Consider the following 17,493-nt stretch of genomic DNA (forward strand, 5'->3'; position numbering starts at 1 on the left):
CGCTGACGCCAACCGATCCGGACGACGGCGCTCGACAGCGGCCTTCCCCGGACGGCAGAGGTGATCAGGCCGGGGGCGTTCCCCTCCTCAGCCGCCGCCCGACCGCCCCTCACCGGGCGAGCCGGGCGGCGAGCCAGTCCGCGGTGGCGGGGAGCCAGTCGGGCAGGGCGGTGCCGAGCAGGTGGTTGCCGTGCGGGACGAGGAGGAGCTCGGCGTTCGGCGCGTGCTCGGCGAGGACGGTGGCGTTGGTGACGCCGGGGATGCGGTCCTCGCCGCCCTCGACCACCAGCAGCGGCAGGGTGATGGTCGGCGCGAGCCCGGTCAGGTCGAGCCGGTCGGCGAAGGCCCGGGCCGCCTCGGGGCCGCCGCAGCGCTGGCCGAGGGTCTCGGTGACGAACGGCACCAGGTCCGCCCAGTCCAGCCGGTACGGACCGCTGACCGCCACGGCGGCGCGCAGCCGCGGCTCGTGGGCGGCGGCCATCGCCGCGTAGTAACCGCCCAGGCTGAGCCCGACCACGGCGGTGCGGCCGAGGTCCAGGCCGTCGTGCGCCGCGAGCGCGTCCAGCGCCCGGCCCACCACCCGGTGGTAGTCCGGCTCCGGCGCACTGGTGGCCGCCAGCACGCCCTGCCCGGGCCCGTCGATCGCCAACACGGCGATCCCCCGGGCCAGCAGCGCGTCGGCGAGCGCGTGGAACTCCTCCTTCGAGGAGTCCATGCCCGGCACGATCAGCACCACCGGACCGCCGGACTCCGCCGGGCGCCGCAGCCAGCCCGCGAAGCCCTCGCCCTCGACCCGCGCCGCCTCCGGCTCCAGCAGCGCCAGCGACTGCCGCATCGCCTCGTCGGCCTCGGCGGCCAGCCGGGCGGCGCCCGCCCGGTCGGGGTGCGGCATCAGCCCGGCCGCGTGGAACCAGCGGGCGGCACTGCGGTAGGCACCACCCGCGGTGACCGTACGACCCTGGGCAGCGGCGATCCCGGCCTCAGCGGCGTACCGGCGCCCGACCGCGCCGAACGCGGCCGGCCAGTCGCGCAGCGAACCCAGCGCCCCGGTCACCCGGTCGTACTCGTACAGGTCGAGACCGGCGCCGTGGGCACGCGGTCGGGTCTCCGCGATGAACGCGGGCAGCAGACCGGGGGTGTCGACGAAGGACACGATGAAAGCTCCTTTTCCGGCAATCAGGCGACGGTCAGCACGGCCTTGCCGCGGATCCGCCGGTCACGCAGGTCGGTGAGGGTGGTCGCGGTCCGCTCCCAGGGCGCGACCAGGCCGATCTCCGGGGTCAGCCGGCCCGCCCCCACCAGGCGCACCAGGGTGGCCAGGTCCTCGCCGTCCGGGACGTCCGAGTCGGCGTAGTGGAAGTGCCGCAGGGCGGCCGACTCGGGACCGGCGAAGAAGTCGAAGAAGTTCAGCGTGGCCGGCGTGCGCGAGGCCTGGCCGAACCAGACCAGCGTCCCGCGCCGGTCCAGCCGGGCCAGCGCCAACGGCAGGTTGTCCCCACCCGTGGACTCCAGCACCAGGTCGTACGGGCCCCGGGCCTCACCCAGCCCGTGCACCACCTCGGCCGCCCCCAGCTCGGCCAGCCGCCGGCCGCGCTCCGGCGAAGCGGTCACGACGGTCAGCTCGGCCCCCGCCGCCGCGGCCAGCTCGGTGAAGTAGTGCCCCACCCCACCGGACGCCCCGGTCAACAGCACCCGCCGCCCGGCCACCGCCCCCACCGTGCGCAGCAGCCGCAACGCGGTCAGCCCCGCCAACGGCAGCGCGGCCGCCCGTACGGCATCCACGCTGTCCGGCAGCTCGGCCAGCGAGGACACCGGCACACACACGTACTCGGCCCACCCCGCCGCCGGCGGATGCCCCACCACCCGCCGACACACCGCAGGCCCCGACCCGTCAGCCGCAGCCTGCACCACCAGCCCGGCCACGTCCTTCCCCGGCCGCCACCCGTCCCTGGGCGCCTCCAGCTGGAACGTCTCCCCCCGGTTCACCGAGAAGGCCTCCACCTTCACCAACACCTCCCCCGGCCCCGGCTGCGGCTGCTCCACCTCCGCGAACCGCACCGGCTCCACCGCGTCCCCCGTCGCCACCAGCGCCTTCATCCCCGCTCCTCACCTCGTCGGAGCCCCCACTCCACCGCCCCCACCGCCCCCCGGTCCAACAACCACCGGACAGCGACGACAACCATCAGCTGTCACAGCCGCACCCCACCCCTCCCTCGTGGGCGCTCAGGGCAAAGCCCGCGTGCCCACCGCAAGCCCCCACCCGCGCCCCACCCAACCAGGGCGAGAGGGGTGCGCCCCGGCGTCACCCACCCTCCCGGGAGCCCCCACCCCCAACGACAACCCCCCGCTAGGGTTCCCCAGGTGGATCTGGATCTGGGACAGGTACGAGCCTTCGTGACCACCGCCGAAGAACTCCACTTCGGCCGAGCCGCCACCCGCCTGGCCATCAGCCAACAAGGCCTCTCCAAGCGCATCGCCCGCCTCGAGGCCGCCCTCGGCCTGCGCCTGCTGGAGCGCGACGCCCGAGGCGTCGCCCTGACCGCAGCCGGCACCCGCTTCCTGGGCCCCGCACGGCGAGTGCTCACGCAGGGGGACCTGGCAGTGGCCGCCGCACAGGAAACCGGACGGCCGTTGCGGATCGACGTGTGGGGACACCTGTACGCCCCGATGCGCACCCTCGCACAGGCGGTGGACGCGGCACCCGGCCTGGAGGTGGAGCCGGTGCCGGGGCGGGACCTGCCGTCGGTGGCGGCGGCGCTGCTGCGCGGGGAGGCGGACGCCGGGTTCGGCCGGGTGCACGCCCTGCCGGACGGCGCCGACGCCGGGCTGACGCACCGGCTGGTCCGCCTGGAACCGGTGGACGCGCTGCTGAGCGCGGACCATCCGCTGGCCGACCGCGACACCCTGAGCCCGGCGGAGCTGCGCAGCAGTGTGCTGCGCTATCCGGCGGCGGTGGACCGGCTGGACTTCCTGACCCGCTTCGCCGCCCGGTTCGACGTCACCGCCCGGGTCGGCTCGACCAATCTGGGCCTGGAGCACTTCCTCGATCAGGTCGCCGCCGATCCGGGCTGCTTCTCCCTGGTGCCCGCCGACGGCCCGCTGCCGGACCGCCCGGGTGTCCGCACCGTCCCGCTGGCCGATCCGACCCCGCTGTACGCCTGGTCACTGCTCTGGCGGACCGACCGGGCACCCGAGAGCGACGGCCAACTGGACCGCCTGTTGAGGGCGTTCACCGCCGAGGCCGCCCGAAGCCGGTGGCTGGAGTACGACCCGTCCCGCGACTGGCTCCCGGACGCCGACGAAGCCGCCCTCCGGCCGTAGCGGCCTGGCGAGGCGGACCCGGTGCCGGCGGTGGTCACGGAGACCCCGAAGCCCCACCCGGCCGACCGACAGGCCCGTCGCCACGCTCATCGACGGCCGCCTCCCGCACAGTTGACACCCGGTCACATCCGGGGCCCACTGTGCCGCACGGCACGGACAACCGGGTGCGGCGGTGGCTCGACCCGTGTCCCGCCGCCGGTCACCACCAGGTGTTCCGGACCCCCAGCACCGACCCGTCCGCGGCGAAGGAGGTGGCGGTGTTGCCGGTGTTGCCGGTGGAGCCCAGCCTGCGGACGACGGCGTACCAGTGCACAGGGGAGTCCCCGACCGCGACCGGGACCGCGGCCACGGAGCCGCCGGTCTTCCAGCTGACCACGACCCTGGCGACCTCCGGTCCGACCGAGACGGCCACCATGTCCGGCCGGCTCGCCTCCCCGGTCACCCGGTTGAGCATCACGCCCTTGGTGGGGCCCGTGTCGTCCTTCGCCGTCCCGCCCGGAGCGGTGGTCGCGTCCACGAAGTCCCCGGGCTGCCGCTTGCCGTCCGCGACCAGGTAGACGTCGACCCGGTCGGCCTGCAGGTCCCAGACCGGGTTGCCGCTCTCCGCGGGGTCGGCCGGCAGCGTCGGGTCGGCGGCACGCCGCTCCGTCCAGATCAGCTCACCCTGTTTGAGGCCGTCCTCCGCGGTCCGGGCCGCCGGCCACAGGGCGACCCAGACCTCCATGGTGTGTCCGTTGACGGCGCCCTCGCCGATCTTGGCCCGGACCGGGGTGAACGGGTCCCGCGGGGTCCGCGACGAAGCGGCCGAAGCGGTCGGCGTGACCGTCGGGATGGCCGCCGGGGTGGCCGTAGCCGCTGGTGCGACCACCGGGGACGGCGAGGCCACCGGCGAGGGGAAGGCCGAGGCCGACGGCGTGCCCGACACCGATGACCTGCCCGGAACGAGCGCGGCCGCGGAGGACACGGCCGCCACCGAGGCGCCGCCGGCCTCCCGCCCGTACCCGCCGATCGCCGTCCCCGCCCCGGCCACCGCCACCACCAGCACCGCGCCCGCGCCACCGGTCAGCAGCCGCCGGCGCCGCAGCCTGCGCCGGCCCCCGGCCAGCAGCCGGTCGTACGGGACGGCGCCGATCTCGATGCTCTCGGCCACCTCGCTCAACCCGTACGACGCCGCGGCCTCGGCCCCGGCCATGTCCTCGTTGCTCATCTTCCGCCTCCGACGGTCGTCAGCTCGCTGAGTGAGGAGGTCTCCCGGAGCTTGGCCAGCCCCCTGGCCGCCTGGCTCTTGACCGTGCCGACCGAGCAGCCCATGGCCGCCGCGGTCTGGGACTCGCTGAGGTCCTCCCAGTACCGCAGCACGACGGCCTCCCGCTGGCGGGGCGGCAGGGCGGCGAGCGCGGCGAGCAGCACGGCCCGGGCGTCCGGGTCGGGCCCGGTCGGGGCGGGCCGGTCGGGGAAGGCCTCGACCAGGTACTCGGCCGGTCTGCGCCGGAACCGCCGGGCGTGCTCGTTGACCAGGATCCGGCGCACGTAGGCGTTCGGGTCGTCCGCGGCGCGCACCTTGGTCCAGTGGACGTAGGCCCGTTCCAGGGCCTGCTGGACCAGGTCCTCGGCGCCGTGGCGGTCCCCCGCCAGCAGGTACGCCGTCCGCAGCAGTCGTGACCACGCGCTGCCGGCGAACGCCCGGAACTCGTCGTCCCGGGCGGTCTTCTGGGCTCCCATGAGCACCTCCTCGAACCCCCAGAGCCCGGAATCGCCGCCGATCGTTGCCCGGCGTCCGCGACCAGTCGTTCGCGATTCGTGACCAGTCGTTCGCGATTCGCCACCGGCGGCTGTGACACTGGAGGGGCTCGAAAACCGAGGTGCGCTCCGCCGTGCCTCCTTGCGAACCTAGAGGGATGCCCGCAGTGAGTTCTCCCGCAGTCCAGTCCGCCCCCGTACCCGCCGAGGGTCCCGGAATCGGTGAGCTGGCCGCCCGCCTGCCCGAGCTGACCCTGCGCGACGAGGTGCGGATCGGGCGCCGGCTGGAGGGGGCCCGCAGGGTCCGCAAACCCGAGGCCAGGCAGAAGATCGCCGCCGAGATCGCCGCCGACATCGACCGCGCCGAGCTGCTGGTCGAGCAGCGCCGGGGCGCCGTGCCGAAGATCACGTACCCGGCCGAGCTTCCGGTCAGCCAGAAGAAGGACGACATCCTGGAGGCCATCCGGGACCACCAGGTGGTGATCGTCGCAGGTGAGACCGGGTCCGGCAAGACCACCCAGATCCCGAAGATCTGCCTGGAGCTGGGCCGTGGCGTGCGCGGTCTGGTCGGTCACACCCAGCCGCGCCGGATCGCCGCCCGTACGGTGGCCGAGCGCGTCGCGGAGGAGCTGGACACCCCGCTCGGCGAGGCGGTCGGCTGGAAGGTCCGGTTCACCGACCAGGTCGGCCAGGACACCCTGGTCAAGCTGATGACGGACGGCATCCTGCTGGCGGAGATCCAAACCGACCGCGATCTGCGCCAGTACGACACCCTGATCATCGACGAGGCGCACGAGCGCAGCCTCAACATCGACTTCCTGCTCGGCTACCTCAAGCAGCTGCTCCCCCGCCGCCCCGACCTCAAGGTCGTGATCACCTCCGCGACGATCGACCCCGAGCGCTTCTCCCGGCACTTCGGCGACGCTCCGATCATCGAGGTCTCCGGCCGGACGTACCCCGTCGAGGTCCGCTACCGCCCGGTGATCGACGACGGCGAGGACGAGGCCGACGAGGCGGACCGCGACCGCGACCAGATCCAGGCGATCTGCGACGCCGCCCAGGAACTGCAGGACGAGGGCCCGGGCGACATCCTGGTCTTCCTCTCCGGCGAGCGCGAGATCCGCGACACCGCCGACGCCCTCACCAAGCTGAAGCTGAGGAACACCGAGGTCCTCCCGCTCTACGCCCGCCTCAGCTCGGCCGAGCAGCACCGGGTGTTCCAGCGCTCCAACCTGCGCCGGATCGTGCTGGCCACCAACGTGGCCGAGACCTCGCTGACCGTCCCCGGCATCAAGTACGTGATCGACCCGGGCACCGCCCGGATCTCCCGCTACAGCCACCGCACCAAGGTGCAGCGGCTGCCGATCGAGGCGATCAGCCAGGCCAGCGCCAACCAGCGCAAGGGCCGCTGCGGCCGCACCTCGGACGGCATCTGCATCCGGCTGTACTCGGAGGAGGACTTCCTCTCCCGCCCCGAGTTCACCGACGCCGAGATCCTGCGCACCAACCTCGCCTCGGTGATCCTCCAGATGACCGCGGCCGGCCTGGGCGACATCTCCGCCTTCCCGTTCCTGGACCCGCCGGACTCGCGCAACATCAAGGACGGCGTCCACCTGCTGCACGAGCTGGGCGCGCTGGACCCGGACGAGAAGGACCCGCGCAAGCGCCTGACCGCGCTCGGCCGCAAGCTCGCCCAGCTCCCGGTGGACCCGCGGATGGCCCGCATGGTGCTGGAGGCGGACCGCAACGGCTGCGTGCGCGACGTCATGGTGATCGCCGCCGCGCTGTCCATCCAGGACCCGCGCGAGCGCCCCGCCGAGAAGCGCCAGGCCGCCGACGAGCGGCACCGCCGGTTCTCCTCGGAGACCTCGGACTTCCTCTCCTACCTGGCGATGTGGCGCTACGTCCGGGAGCAGCAGAAGGAGCTCTCCTCCTCGGCGTTCCGCCGGATGTGCAAGTCGGAGTTCCTCAACTACCTGCGGATACGGGAGTGGCAGGACGTCTACACCCAGCTGCGCACCGTCGCCAAGCAGTTGGGGGTGACGATCGAGGAGCCTCACCCCGATGCCGAGCCGGACGCCGACCGGATCCACCAGTCGCTGCTGGCCGGGCTGCTCTCCCACATCGGCCTGTTCGACGTGGAGAAGCGCGAGTACGGCGGCGCCCGCGGCGCCCGCTTCGCGGTCTTCCCGGGCTCCGGCCTGTTCAAGAAGCCCCCGCGCTGGGTGATGTCGGCCGAGCTGGTGGAGACCTCCCGGCTGTGGGCCCGGATCAACGCGAGGATCGAGCCCGAGTGGGTCGAGCCGCTGGCCGGGCACCTGATCAAGCGCAGCTACAGCGAGCCGCACTGGGAGAAGAAGGCCGGCGCCGTGCTGGCGTACGAGAAGGTGACCCTCTACGGGATGCCGATCGTCGCCCAGCGCAAGGTCAACTACGGCCGGATCGACCCGGAGCTCTGCCGCGAGCTGTTCATCCGCAACGCGCTGGTCGAGGGCGACTGGGAGACCCACCACCGGTTCTTCGCCGAGAACCGCAAGCTGCTCGGCGAGGTCGAGGAGCTGGAGAACCGGGCCCGCCGCCGGGACATCCTGGTGGACGACCAGACCCTGTTCGACTTCTACGACGCCCGGCTGCCCGACGAGGTCGTCTCCACCCGGCACTTCGACTCCTGGTGGAAGAAGGCCCGGCACGAGCAGCCGGACCTGCTGAACTTCGAGAAGTCGATGCTGATCAACGACGCCGCGGACGGCGTCACCGAGGCCGACTACCCGGACTACTGGCAGCAGGGCAAGCTGCGCTTCAAGCTGACCTACCAGTTCGAGCCGGGCAGCGACGCGGACGGCGTGACCGTCCACATCCCGCTGCCGGTGCTCAACCAGGTCACCGCGGAGGGCTTCGACTGGCAGATCCCCGGCCTGCGGGAGGAGCTGGTCACCGCGTACATCAAGTCGCTGCCCAAGGCGATCCGGCGCAACTTCGTGCCGGCCCCGGACTTCGCCAAGGCGGCCCTGCGCCAGGTGAAGGACCGCCAGGAGCCCTTGCTGCCGTCCCTGGAGCACGCCCTGAAGCGCCTGACGGCCGTCACGGTGCCGCCGGAGGCCTGGGACGACGAGCGGGTGCCGGAACACCTCAAGGTGACCTTCCGGGTGGTGGACGGCAAGCGCAGGCTCGCCGAGTCCAAGGACCTGGAGGAGCTGCGGCTGAAGCTCAAGCCCAAGCTCAAGGAGACGCTCTCCTCTGCAGCCTCCGGCAAGGGCATCGAGCAGAGCGGCCTGACCGCCTGGCCGGCCGGGCTGCCGGTGCTCCAGCGCACCTTCGAGCAGCGCTCGCGCGGCCATTCGCTGCGCGCCTACCCGGCGCTGGTGGACGAGGGCTCCTCGGTGGGCGTGAAGCTGTTCGACACCCCGGAGGCCCAGGCCCACGCGATGTGGGAGGGGACGCGCCGACTGCTGATGCTGACCACCACCTCCCCGGCCAAGTCGATCCAGGGCCGGCTGGGCAACCAGGCGAAGCTGGCGCTCTCGCACAGCCCGCACGGCTCGATCAACGCCCTGTTCGAGGACGTCGTCTCGGCCGCGACGGACCGGCTGATGGCCCTGGCCGGCGGCCCGGCCTGGGACGAGGCGGCCTTCGGCAAGCTGCACGACAAGGTGCGGGCGGACCTGTACGACCTGTCCGCGGACACCACGCTGAAGACGGCCACCGCGCTGATCGCCTTCCACAAGGCCTCGACCCGGCTGAAGTCGGTGAGCAGCCCAGTGCTGCTGAACGCGGTGAACGACGTCCGGCTGCACCTGGCCTCGCTGGTGCACCCGGGCTTCGTGACGGCCACCGGCTGGCAGCGGCTGCCCGACCTCAAGCGCTACCTGCTGGCGGTGGACCGCCGGCTGGAGGCGCTGCCCAACCACCCGCAGCGGGACGCCCAGCAGCTGCTGAAGGTCCAGCAGGTGCAGCAGGCGTACGGGGAGCTGCTGGCGGCCGTACCGCCCGGGCGGCAGCCCTCCGAAGAGGTGCGGGCGATCCGCTGGATGATCGAGGAGCTGCGGGTCAGCTTCTTCGCCCAGTCGCTGGGCACGCCGAGCCCGGTCTCGGAGAAGCGGATCATGAAGGCGATGGAGGCGGCCCGGGCGACCCTGTGACCCGGGCGGCGCCCTGAGCTGCGGGTGCGCGGTGGGCCTTCAGGAGCCAGTTCGACCTGGAGGCCCACCATGGGCTACGATCTGTCTTGTTCGCAGCGCGGCAAGCGAGTGAACGAGATCAGAAAACTCTGGTCCCGTGGAGCAGTTGGTTAGCTCGCCACCCTGTCAAGGTGGAGGTCGCGGGTTCAAGTCCCGTCGGGATCGCCGTAGCGCGAGAGGCCCGGAACCGTCAGGTTCCGGGCCTCTCGCTTTTGGTTTTCGGCTTCTACCAGGCACCAGGTCCGGGCCACAAGCGGCAGGTGCTGTGATCGTCGCCACTCGATGCCTCCGGGAACGACCCCGGAAACAGTCGGTTCTTGAGTCCACTAATTTAATATGTAAAATTGCACTTCTATTCACTGTAAATCCCCCCCGCACCACGTGCACCAAATCGTTATCCGGAGTTCAGCATTCCGACCCTCGCGAAGCGCGCTCCGGGCACGACAAAGGGGCCGCTGACCGGACCCGGCGGAGTCCGGTCAGCGGCCCCTTTGAAAGAGCCTTCGGCCTAATCAGGCCTCAGTGCGCTGAGCGGGAATCCCGGCCAGCAGGGCACGCACCTCCGCCTCACGGTAACGACGGTGACCGCCGAGCGTGCGGATCGACGTCAGCTTGCCCGCCTTGGCCCAGCGGGTGACCGTCTTCGGGTCAACGCGGAACATGGTGGCAACCTCCGCCGGCGTCAGCAGCGGCTCAGCATCAGGGGTACGAGCGGTCATGAGCGGCCTCCTCGGGAGAACCGAACCAGGGCGGTTCTATCCTTCAAATTCTGCACCTTGGCCCGCGATGCCCTAAATGGCATAGACGGACCGAGTCGGTTATAGGACGAACGGCTTGTCCTGGTGTCTACAACTACACCATCCGTCCAGCCCTATCGACCAAACCGCCAAAATTGACCCCTCACGGGTTCAAGGCCGACGGATGGCGATGGACCACCCCATAACGGACAGTCACTCGACAGTGACGTCCGGTTACGAGGGGACCAGACCCTCCGTTTCCCCGCAAAGCACGCATCGACTCCAGAACCACCCAAAAGTGGGCACGCTCACGTGAAGTTGGGCTGGTTGTCCCATTTTTGCACATAGGGGTAAGTTCGCGTCAACGGTGAGTAGTGTCACGTTCGGCAGCTATTGACCCGAACCGGGACCTCGGTCGGAGCCGTTGCGGACCAAAGACCCCTCCCAGTCATACACGGGCGGTCGGACGTCAGTTCGCCTGCCGCAGCGCAAGCACCCGCCGCCAGCGCACCGTCAGTTCCCCGTACGCGCGCAGCGCCTCGGCGGTGTCCCCCGCCCGCAGCGCCCGCAGCCCGTCCTCCAGCTCCCCCGCCGAACGGTCCGCCAACAGCCTCTCCGGCCCCAGCAGATGCACCAGCCCCCCGTAGTCCAGCTCCACCAGCGAGCGCGGGTGGAACTCCTCCAGCCACCGCCCGACCTGCTCCGCCCCGCGCACCAACTCCCCCTCCGGCACCGCCTCGCGCAGAGCCCGGTAGGCCCGCGCCACCCGGCGCCGCGCCTGGGCCATCGGCACCAGGTAGAACAGCGCCGCCGGCCTCCCCCGCTCCCCCTCCACTCCCTCCCCGTCCGTACCCCCCGGCACGAAGCAACGGTCCTCGTCCCCGAACGGGAGGAACCAGCGCACCGGCACCTCCCACCGGCTGGTGAGGATCCACGGCCGGGCGTCCGGGTGCCCGGCCAGCCAGCGCTCCCGGTCCGCCTCGGCGGCCGCCCTGGTCACCGGCGGCACCGCGGTGTCCAGCAGCGCCACCGGAGCCCCCGCCCGCAGCTCCTCCAGCGCCTGCCAGCTGCGCAGCCTGGTCGCCCACGGGCACACGTACAGTACGCCGTCGACGATCCGCAGGTACGCCCGCCCGCTCTCCTTCTCCGGCAGCGCCCTCGGCGTGCGGGCGGCCAGCTCCGCGAGCGCCTCCCGCTGCTCCTCCAGCACCGCCGCGGCCACCGACTGCTCGGCCGCCGACGCGTCCGGCCCGTGCTCCGCCGCGTAGGCCTGCCAGTCCGCCCGCTCGGGTTCCGGGTAGGCCGCCAGCGGCTCGTAGACGCGCAGGTGGGCGGCGTAGGGCGGCAGTACGGAAGTGCGTACGACGGTCACGTCCTGCATGGTCGCACGCGCCGCGCGGCGCCGGGAGGGCGCGCCTGCGAACCGTTCGTCCCCGCACCGCGCGAGCTCCTCCGTCTCACCCTTCGGACAACCGGCACAAGCTCGGACAAGACGGCGGATCAGCGGCCCCCGCCCGACTACTCTTCGGCTTAGGCGCCCGCACCACAGCAGCGGGCCTTTCGATACTGGAGTCACCACAGTGACCGACGTACAGACCCCGGCCACGCACCCCGCACCCGGCGTGCTCAGCAGGATCTTCCGCACCGAGCAGGACGGCGCCCCCGGCGACGGCCACGAGCAGGTCGTCCTCTGCCACGACCGCAGCTCCGGGCTCAAGGCGATCATCGCCATCCACTCCACCGCCCTCGGCCCCGCCCTCGGCGGCACCCGCTTCTTCCCGTACGCCTCCGAGGAGGCGGCCCTGGAGGACGCGCTGAACCTCTCCCGCGGGATGTCCTACAAGAACGCGCTCGCCGGCCTCGACCTCGGCGGCGGCAAGGCCGTCATCATCGGTGACCCGAACAAGGACAAGAACGAGGCGATGCTCCGGGCCTACGGCCGCTTCGTCGAGTCCCTGCGCGGCCGCTACATCACCGCCTGCGACGTGGGCACCTACGTCCAGGACATGGACGTCATCGCGCGCGAGACCGAGTTCGTGACCGGCCGCTCGCCCGAGCACGGCGGCGCCGGCGACTCGTCGATCCTGACCGCCTTCGGCGTCTTCCAGGGCATGCGCGCCTCCGCCCAGGCCCGTTGGGGCCAGCCCACCCTGCGCGGCAAGCGGGTCGGCGTCGCGGGCGTCGGCAAGGTCGGCCACTACCTGGTCGGCCACCTGGTCGCGGACGGCGCCACCGTGGTCGTCACCGACCCCTTCGAGGCCGCCGTCAACCGCGTGCGCGCGGCCCACCCGGAGGTGGAGGTGGTCGCCGACACCACCGCCCTGCTCCAGGCCAAGCTGGACGTCTACGCCCCCTGCGCCCTCGGCGGCGCGCTGACCGACCCCGTGGTCGCGGCGCTCAGCGAGTTCGGCACCTCCATCGTCTGCGGCGCGGCCAACAACCAGCTGGCCCACCCGGGCGTCGAGAAGGACCTGTCCGACCGCGGCATCCTCTACGCCCCCGACTACCTGGTGAACTCCGGCGGCGTGATCCAGGTCGCCGACGAGATCGACGGCTTCAACTTCGAGCGGGCCAAGAACAAGGCCACCAAGATCTTCGACACCACCCTGGAGATCTTCACCCGGGCAGCCGCCGACGGCGTCCCGCCGGCGGTCGCCGCCGACCGCCTGGCCGAGAAGCGGATGCGCGAGATCAGCGCGCTGCGCACGGTCCTGCTGCCGGGCGCCCGCCGCGGCTGACCGGGCCCGCTCCGGTGAGCCGGTGCGCGGGGGGCCGTCACCGTCGGCCCCCCGCGCATCACGATGTGGAACCGGATTCTCACTTCTCCGCCCGAACGGGTGATCCCAGGCCCCCCCAGGGGGGATAATCGGTCCTGGAACGACGGACCCCGAACACCTCCGGACAGCGTGCAAAACGCCGCAAAACCTCCTCTGACCTGGGAAGACCCGGTCGTTGGTGCAGTCGGTGCGCGCCACGTCACACCGACGACGTACCGTCCAGCGGCGGAAACAGGTACCGTTAATGCTCCAAGGGACGGTCCTCCCATTCGGGCAGGCCGGTCCTGATCATGAACACGTGTCAGACTCGGGGCCGTGAGCCCCATCGTTGAGGGGGTCGACCCATGGGGCGCGGCCGGGCCAAGGCCAAGCAGACGAAGGTCGCCCGCGAGCTGAAGTACAACAGCGGCGGGTTCGACGCTAACCGTCTGTCCAACGAGCTGGGCGTATCGCCGTCCACCGCTTCGATCGACCCGGAGCCGATCGAGGAGGAGGAGGACGACGACCCGTACGCGGAGTACGCCGCCCGCTACGCCGACCTCGACGACGAGGACGACAACGAGCCGGGCAACGGGCCGTCGCGGGCATCCCGCCGCTCGTAACCCACAGCTTCGCCGGACCGGTCCGGGCGCCCCTGGGTGCCGGACCGGTCTTCGGCGTTCCTCCGGGCGGATCCGGCGCCGTCGCGGACGACAGCCGTCGGTTGCCAGGCCAGGGTGACCGCCGCAGACGTGCGGCAGAGGCCCCTCCGGTGCACCGGAGGGGCCTCTGCCGTCAACGGGGCCGGACGGGCCGTCAGCCCGCCGTGAAGCCCTCGTAGGCGTTGTAGAGGGCCGCGCCCTCCGTGTGCTCGTCGGTGCGCTCGACGATGTCACCGAGCAGCCAGGCCTCGACGCCGCGGTCCTCCAGGATCGACAGCACCACGTCCACCGAGTGCGGCGGGACGACGGCGACCATGCCGACACCCATGTTGAGCGTCTTCTCCAGCTCCAGGGTGGCCACCTTGCCGACCTCGGCGACGGTCCGGAAGACCGGCAGCGGGGTCCAGGTGCCGCGGTCCAGGCGGGCGTGCAGGCCGTCCGGGATGACCCGGGCCAGGTTGGCCGCCAGGCCGCCGCCGGTCACGTGCGAGAAGGCGTGCACCTCGGTCGCGCGGGTGAGCGCCAGGCAGTCCAGCGAGTAGATCCGGGTCGGCTCCAGCAGCTCCTCGCCGAGGGTGCGGCCGAACTCCTCGACCTTGCGGTCCAGCTTCCAGCCGGCCTGGTTCAGCAGCACGTGGCGGACCAGCGAGTAGCCGTTGGAGTGCAGGCCGGAGGCGGCCATCGCGATCACCACGTCGCCCGCCCGGACCCGCTCGGAGCCCAGCAGCGCGTCGGCCTCGACCACACCGGTGCCGGCGCCCGCGACGTCGTACTCGTCCGGGCCGAGCAGGCCCGGGTGCTCGGCGGTCTCGCCGCCGACCAGGGCGCAGCCGGCCAGCGCGCAGCCCTCTGCGATGCCCTTGACGATCGAGGCGACCCGCTCCGGGACGACCTTGCCGACGCAGATGTAGTCGGTCATGAACAGCGGCTCGGCGCCGCACACCACGATGTCGTCCACGACCATGCCGACCAGGTCGTGGCCGATGGTGTCGTGCTTGTCCATGGCGGCCGCGATGGCCACCTTGGTCCCCACGCCGTCGGTGGCCGAGGCCAGCAGCGGCCGCTCGTAGTCCTTGAAGGCGGACACGTCGAAGAGGCCGGCGAAGCCGCCGAGACCGCCGACCACCTCGGGGCGGTTGGCCTTCCTCACCCACTGCTTCATGAGCTCGACGGCGCGGTCGCCCGCCTCGATGTCGACACCGGCGGCGGCGTAGGTGGCGCCGTTCTGGTTGCTGGTCACTGCGTGCGGCCCTTTCGGGTCAGGTGGGGGTGGTTCGGAAACAGCGGTGGGGCCCCGGTTCGCGGGACCCCACCGTGCGTTCGTTACGGGCGGCGCAGCGCGTCGGCCGCGCCCGCCCCGCCGAGCAGCGACTGGACGCCGTCCAGGTCGCTGCCGCTGGTCGGCTTGCCGCGGACGGCCGGCTGCTGCTGGCCGCCCTTGATCTCGGCCTCCAGCAGGAGCTTGCCGAGCAGCGCCGGGTCCGGCAGCTCCATCGGGTACTCGCCGTCGAAGCAGGCCCGGCAGAGCTTGTCCTTGGGCTGCTTGGTGGCCTCGATCATGCCGTCGATCGAGATGTACGCGAGCGAGTCGGCGCCGAGCGTGCGGCCGATCTCCTCGATGGTCATGCCGTTGGCGATCAGCTCCGCGCGGGTGGCGAAGTCGATGCCGAAGAAGCAGGGCCACTTCACCGGCGGTGAGGAGATCCGGATGTGCACCTCGGCGGCGCCCGCCTCGCGCAGCATCTTCACCAGCGCGCGCTGGGTGTTGCCGCGCACGATCGAGTCGTCCACGACCACCAGGCGCTTGCCCTGGATGACCTCGCGCAGCGGGTTGAGCTTGAGCCGGATGCCGAGCTGGCGGATGGTCTGGCTGGGCTGGATGAAGGTGCGGCCCACGTAGGCGTTCTTCACCAGGCCGGAGCCGTACGGGATGCCGCTGGCCTCGGCGTAGCCGATCGCGGCGGGGGTGCCGGACTCGGGCGTGGCTATCACCAGGTCGGCCTCGACGGGCGCCTCCTTCGCCAGTCGGCGGCCCATCTCCACCCGGGAGAGGTGCACGTTGCGGCCGGCGATGGAGGTGTCGGGGCGGGCCAGGTAGACGTACTCGAACACGCAGCCCTTGGGCTTCGCCTCGGCGAAGCGGGAGGTGCGCATGCCGTTCTCGTCGATGGCGATGAGCTCGCCGGGCTCGACCTCGCGGATGAAGGAGGCGCCGCAGATGTCCAGCGCCGCCGTCTCGGAGGCGACCACCCAGCCGCGCTCCAGCCGGCCGAGCACCAGCGGGCGGATGCCCTGCGGGTCGCGGGCGGCGTAGAGGGTGTGCTCGTCCATGAAGACGAGCGAGAAGGCGCCCTTGACCTTGGGCAGCACGACCTTGGCCGTCTCCTCGATGGAGAGGTCCGGGTGGCCGGCCAGCAGGGCGGTCACCAGGTCGGTGTCGTTGGTCGCGGCGGTCCGGCCGGAGCGCGAGACGTGCTCCTCGCCGGGCAGTTCGGCGACCATGGCCGCCAGTTCGGCGGTGTTCACCAGGTTTCCGTTGTGCCCGAGGGCCAGCGAACCGTGCACGGTCGCCCGGAAGGTCGGCTGGGCGTTCTCCCAGACCGAGGAACCGGTGGTCGAGTAGCGGGCGTGTCCGACGGCGATATGCCCGTGCAACGACCCCAGCGAGGCCTCGTCGAAGACCTGGGAGACGAGCCCCATGTCCTTGAAGACGAGAATCTGGGAGCCGTTGCTCACTGCGATGCCCGCGGATTCCTGACCGCGGTGCTGCAGGGCGTAAAGGCCGAAGAACGTGAGCTTGGCGACCTCCTCGCCGGGAGCCCAGACACCGAAGACGCCACACGCGTCCTGGGGGCCTTTCTCGCCGGGAAGAAGATCGTGGTTGAGTCTTCCGTCACCACGTGGCACGCCTTCGAGTCTAGGGCAGTTGACCAGGGCTTCCGGAACCCGGGACGTCCGGTTCGGTCGGCGATCGCGGAGTAACGCGCGTAGACAAAACCCCTTACGGGGCCGGGAATTCGGGTGGGGGAATTCCGTCGGACGTCGGTTGGCCTTGCGGTTCGCGCCTGTTGGGGCTTTCCGTGTGCGGAGCGGTGGTTGCCGGGGCGGCGCGAACGTGAGCCTGCTCACCCGGGGTTCAGCGGGCGTTCACGGGCGGAGGTCGTGCGGCGCGCGTTCACGGGCGGGCTCGCGGGCGGGGGTTCGCGGGCGGGGTTCGCGGGTGGTGGTCACGCCGCGGGCAGCAGCAGGCCCCAGGCGCCCGGGTGGACCGTCCAGGTCCGGGCGCGGACCGGGCCGACCGCGTGGCCGTCAGCCTCGTAGCCGAAGCCGCGCCCGACCACCGAGACGCTCGCCGCCCGCGCCCGTACCAGCGCGCCCGGCGCGCTGACCACCACTTCGAGCACCCCCGCGCCGGCCGGGTCGGTCCGCCCGGCGCCCTGGAGGGTCAGCTGCACCAGCCGGACCGGGCGGTGCACGTCGGCGAGCAGCCGGCCGTCCGCCTCGACCCGGACCCGGGGGCTGTGGTCCGCCGTCTCCGGGGTGAGTGCGTTCGCCTGCTCGGCCGCAGCCAGTTTCGCCCATAGCGAACGCCACCCACCCGTACGGCCCACCTGCCGCCGGGCGCCACCGGTGATCCGCACCCCGCCCAGCGCCACCCCGCCGCCGTCGTCCACCAGCAGGTCGAAGGTGCGCGGCGCACCCGACAGCACGGCCCGCGCCGCCCGTACCGGCTCGCCCGGCACACCGAGCGCGCGGGCCGTCGCCAACTCCTCCGCCCGGCCGACCGGAACCATGCCCACCGGATCGGCGCCCAGCTCACGCTGCCGGTGCAGTGCCTGGAGCACCCGCTGCAGGGCGAGATCGGAACCGATCACCACCGGTCGCCGACGGCCCCGGTGCGAAAGCATCCGGTCGAGTTCCGACGGGCTCTCCGGATAGGCCACCTTGACGTCCGCACCCCCGCACAGCACGTCCTTCGCGATCCGCACCGACTCCCCGTCGGTCTGCCGGGCCGCCGGGTCGAGCAGTAGTAGAAGGGGCTCGGGACCGCCGGTTCCAGGCGTGGACAGGGACGACACGACCGGTCCTTCCTCAGGTA

Annotated in this window: 13 protein-coding genes and 1 tRNA gene; 5 read left to right on the plus strand and 9 right to left on the minus strand. The window is 72.1% G+C overall.

Translation table 11 applies throughout. The features are described from left to right. Positions 1-109: 109 nt before the first annotated feature. Together HS99_RS24590 and HS99_RS24595 are read right to left on the minus strand one after the other, a co-directional pair. Positions 110-1,153: an alpha/beta hydrolase family protein gene (locus tag HS99_RS24590; protein WP_078867630.1), complete on the minus strand. Its 1,044-nt coding sequence runs from the start codon at positions 1,151-1,153 to the stop codon at positions 110-112. A 23-nt stretch (positions 1,154-1,176) separates the two neighbouring features. Continuing rightward, positions 1,177-2,097, minus strand: a complete 921-nt coding sequence (locus HS99_RS24595) for a zinc-binding dehydrogenase (protein WP_030555279.1) — start codon at positions 2,095-2,097, stop codon at positions 1,177-1,179. 264 nt (positions 2,098-2,361) lie between these two features. Here HS99_RS24595 and HS99_RS24600 point away from each other — a divergent pair, with 264 nt between their 5' ends. Continuing rightward, positions 2,362-3,321: a LysR family transcriptional regulator gene (locus HS99_RS24600; protein WP_030556702.1), complete on the plus strand. Its 960-nt coding sequence runs from the start codon at positions 2,362-2,364 to the stop codon at positions 3,319-3,321. 199 nt (positions 3,322-3,520) lie between these two features. Here HS99_RS24600 and HS99_RS24605 read toward each other — a convergent pair whose 3' ends face one another. Together HS99_RS24605 and HS99_RS24610 are read right to left on the minus strand one after the other, a co-directional pair. Beyond that, positions 3,521-4,528, minus strand: a complete 1,008-nt coding sequence (locus HS99_RS24605; RefSeq protein WP_030556701.1) for a hypothetical protein — start codon at positions 4,526-4,528, stop codon at positions 3,521-3,523. Continuing rightward, the gene (locus HS99_RS24610) at positions 4,525-5,043 is read right to left on the minus strand and encodes a SigE family RNA polymerase sigma factor (protein WP_030289489.1); all 519 of its coding nucleotides are present in this window, start codon (positions 5,041-5,043) and stop codon (positions 4,525-4,527) included. Before HS99_RS24610 ends, HS99_RS24605 begins: the two co-directional genes overlap by 4 nt. Before the next feature lie 176 nt (positions 5,044-5,219). On the opposite strand from HS99_RS24610, the gene hrpA reads away from it, so the two are divergent. Beyond that, positions 5,220-9,200 (plus strand): ATP-dependent RNA helicase HrpA, encoded by a 3,981-nt coding sequence (hrpA, locus tag HS99_RS24615; RefSeq protein ID WP_030556699.1) that lies wholly within the window; start codon positions 5,220-5,222, stop codon positions 9,198-9,200. A 130-nt stretch (positions 9,201-9,330) separates the two neighbouring features. Continuing rightward, a tRNA-Asp gene (locus HS99_RS24620) sits at positions 9,331-9,404 on the plus strand. Between the two features lie 347 nt (positions 9,405-9,751). On the opposite strand, the gene bldC is transcribed toward HS99_RS24620, so the two are convergent. Further along, positions 9,752-9,958, minus strand: coding sequence for a developmental transcriptional regulator BldC (bldC, locus tag HS99_RS24625; protein WP_014137253.1), 207 nt, complete (start codon positions 9,956-9,958; stop codon positions 9,752-9,754). 487 nt (positions 9,959-10,445) lie between these two features. Further along, a complete protein-coding gene (locus tag HS99_RS24630; RefSeq protein ID WP_465389164.1) occupies positions 10,446-11,348 on the minus strand; it encodes a DUF8083 family protein in 903 nt (300 codons plus the stop codon). Between the two features lie 208 nt (positions 11,349-11,556). Between HS99_RS24630 and HS99_RS24635 the strand changes: the two genes are divergently transcribed. Together HS99_RS24635 and HS99_RS24640 are read left to right on the plus strand one after the other, a co-directional pair. Further along, entirely contained in the window at positions 11,557-12,714 is a 1,158-nt protein-coding gene (locus tag HS99_RS24635; protein WP_030289494.1) for a Glu/Leu/Phe/Val dehydrogenase dimerization domain-containing protein, read from the plus strand. A gap of 383 nt (positions 12,715-13,097) precedes the next feature. Then, entirely contained in the window at positions 13,098-13,355 is a 258-nt protein-coding gene (locus HS99_RS24640; protein WP_030289496.1) for a DUF3073 domain-containing protein, read from the plus strand. Between the two features lie 193 nt (positions 13,356-13,548). Here HS99_RS24640 and purM read toward each other — a convergent pair whose 3' ends face one another. From purM to HS99_RS24655, 3 genes are all read right to left on the minus strand, one after another. Next, the gene (gene purM / locus HS99_RS24645; protein WP_030289497.1) at positions 13,549-14,634 is read right to left on the minus strand and encodes a phosphoribosylformylglycinamidine cyclo-ligase; all 1,086 of its coding nucleotides are present in this window, start codon (positions 14,632-14,634) and stop codon (positions 13,549-13,551) included. A gap of 83 nt (positions 14,635-14,717) precedes the next feature. Then, positions 14,718-16,301, minus strand: coding sequence for an amidophosphoribosyltransferase (gene purF / locus HS99_RS24650; RefSeq protein WP_030289498.1), 1,584 nt, complete (start codon positions 16,299-16,301; stop codon positions 14,718-14,720). 320 nt (positions 16,302-16,621) lie between these two features. Continuing rightward, complete coding sequence (locus HS99_RS24655) at positions 16,622-17,473, minus strand: diacylglycerol kinase family protein (RefSeq protein WP_030289499.1); 852 nt, start codon at positions 17,471-17,473, stop codon at positions 16,622-16,624. Positions 17,474-17,493 lie beyond the last annotated feature (20 nt).

The sequence above is a fragment of the Kitasatospora aureofaciens genome, assembly GCF_001188955.3.
GTDB lineage: Bacteria > Actinomycetota > Actinomycetes > Streptomycetales > Streptomycetaceae > Kitasatospora > Kitasatospora aureofaciens.

Excerpts from the sequence above, each read along its gene's own strand:
- HS99_RS24595 (WP_030555279.1), bottom strand. The coding sequence starts at position 2,097 with ATGAAGGCGCTGGTGGCGACGGGGGACGCGGTGGAGCCGGTGCGGTTC.
- HS99_RS24605 (WP_030556701.1), bottom strand. The coding sequence starts at position 4,528 with ATGAGCAACGAGGACATGGCCGGGGCCGAGGCCGCGGCGTCGTACGGG.
- HS99_RS24610 (WP_030289489.1), bottom strand. The coding sequence starts at position 5,043 with ATGGGAGCCCAGAAGACCGCCCGGGACGACGAGTTCCGGGCGTTCGCC.
- hrpA (WP_030556699.1), top strand. The coding sequence starts at position 5,220 with ATGCCCGCAGTGAGTTCTCCCGCAGTCCAGTCCGCCCCCGTACCCGCC.
- bldC (WP_014137253.1), bottom strand. The coding sequence starts at position 9,958 with ATGACCGCTCGTACCCCTGATGCTGAGCCGCTGCTGACGCCGGCGGAG.
- HS99_RS24640 (WP_030289496.1), top strand. The coding sequence starts at position 13,098 with ATGGGGCGCGGCCGGGCCAAGGCCAAGCAGACGAAGGTCGCCCGCGAG.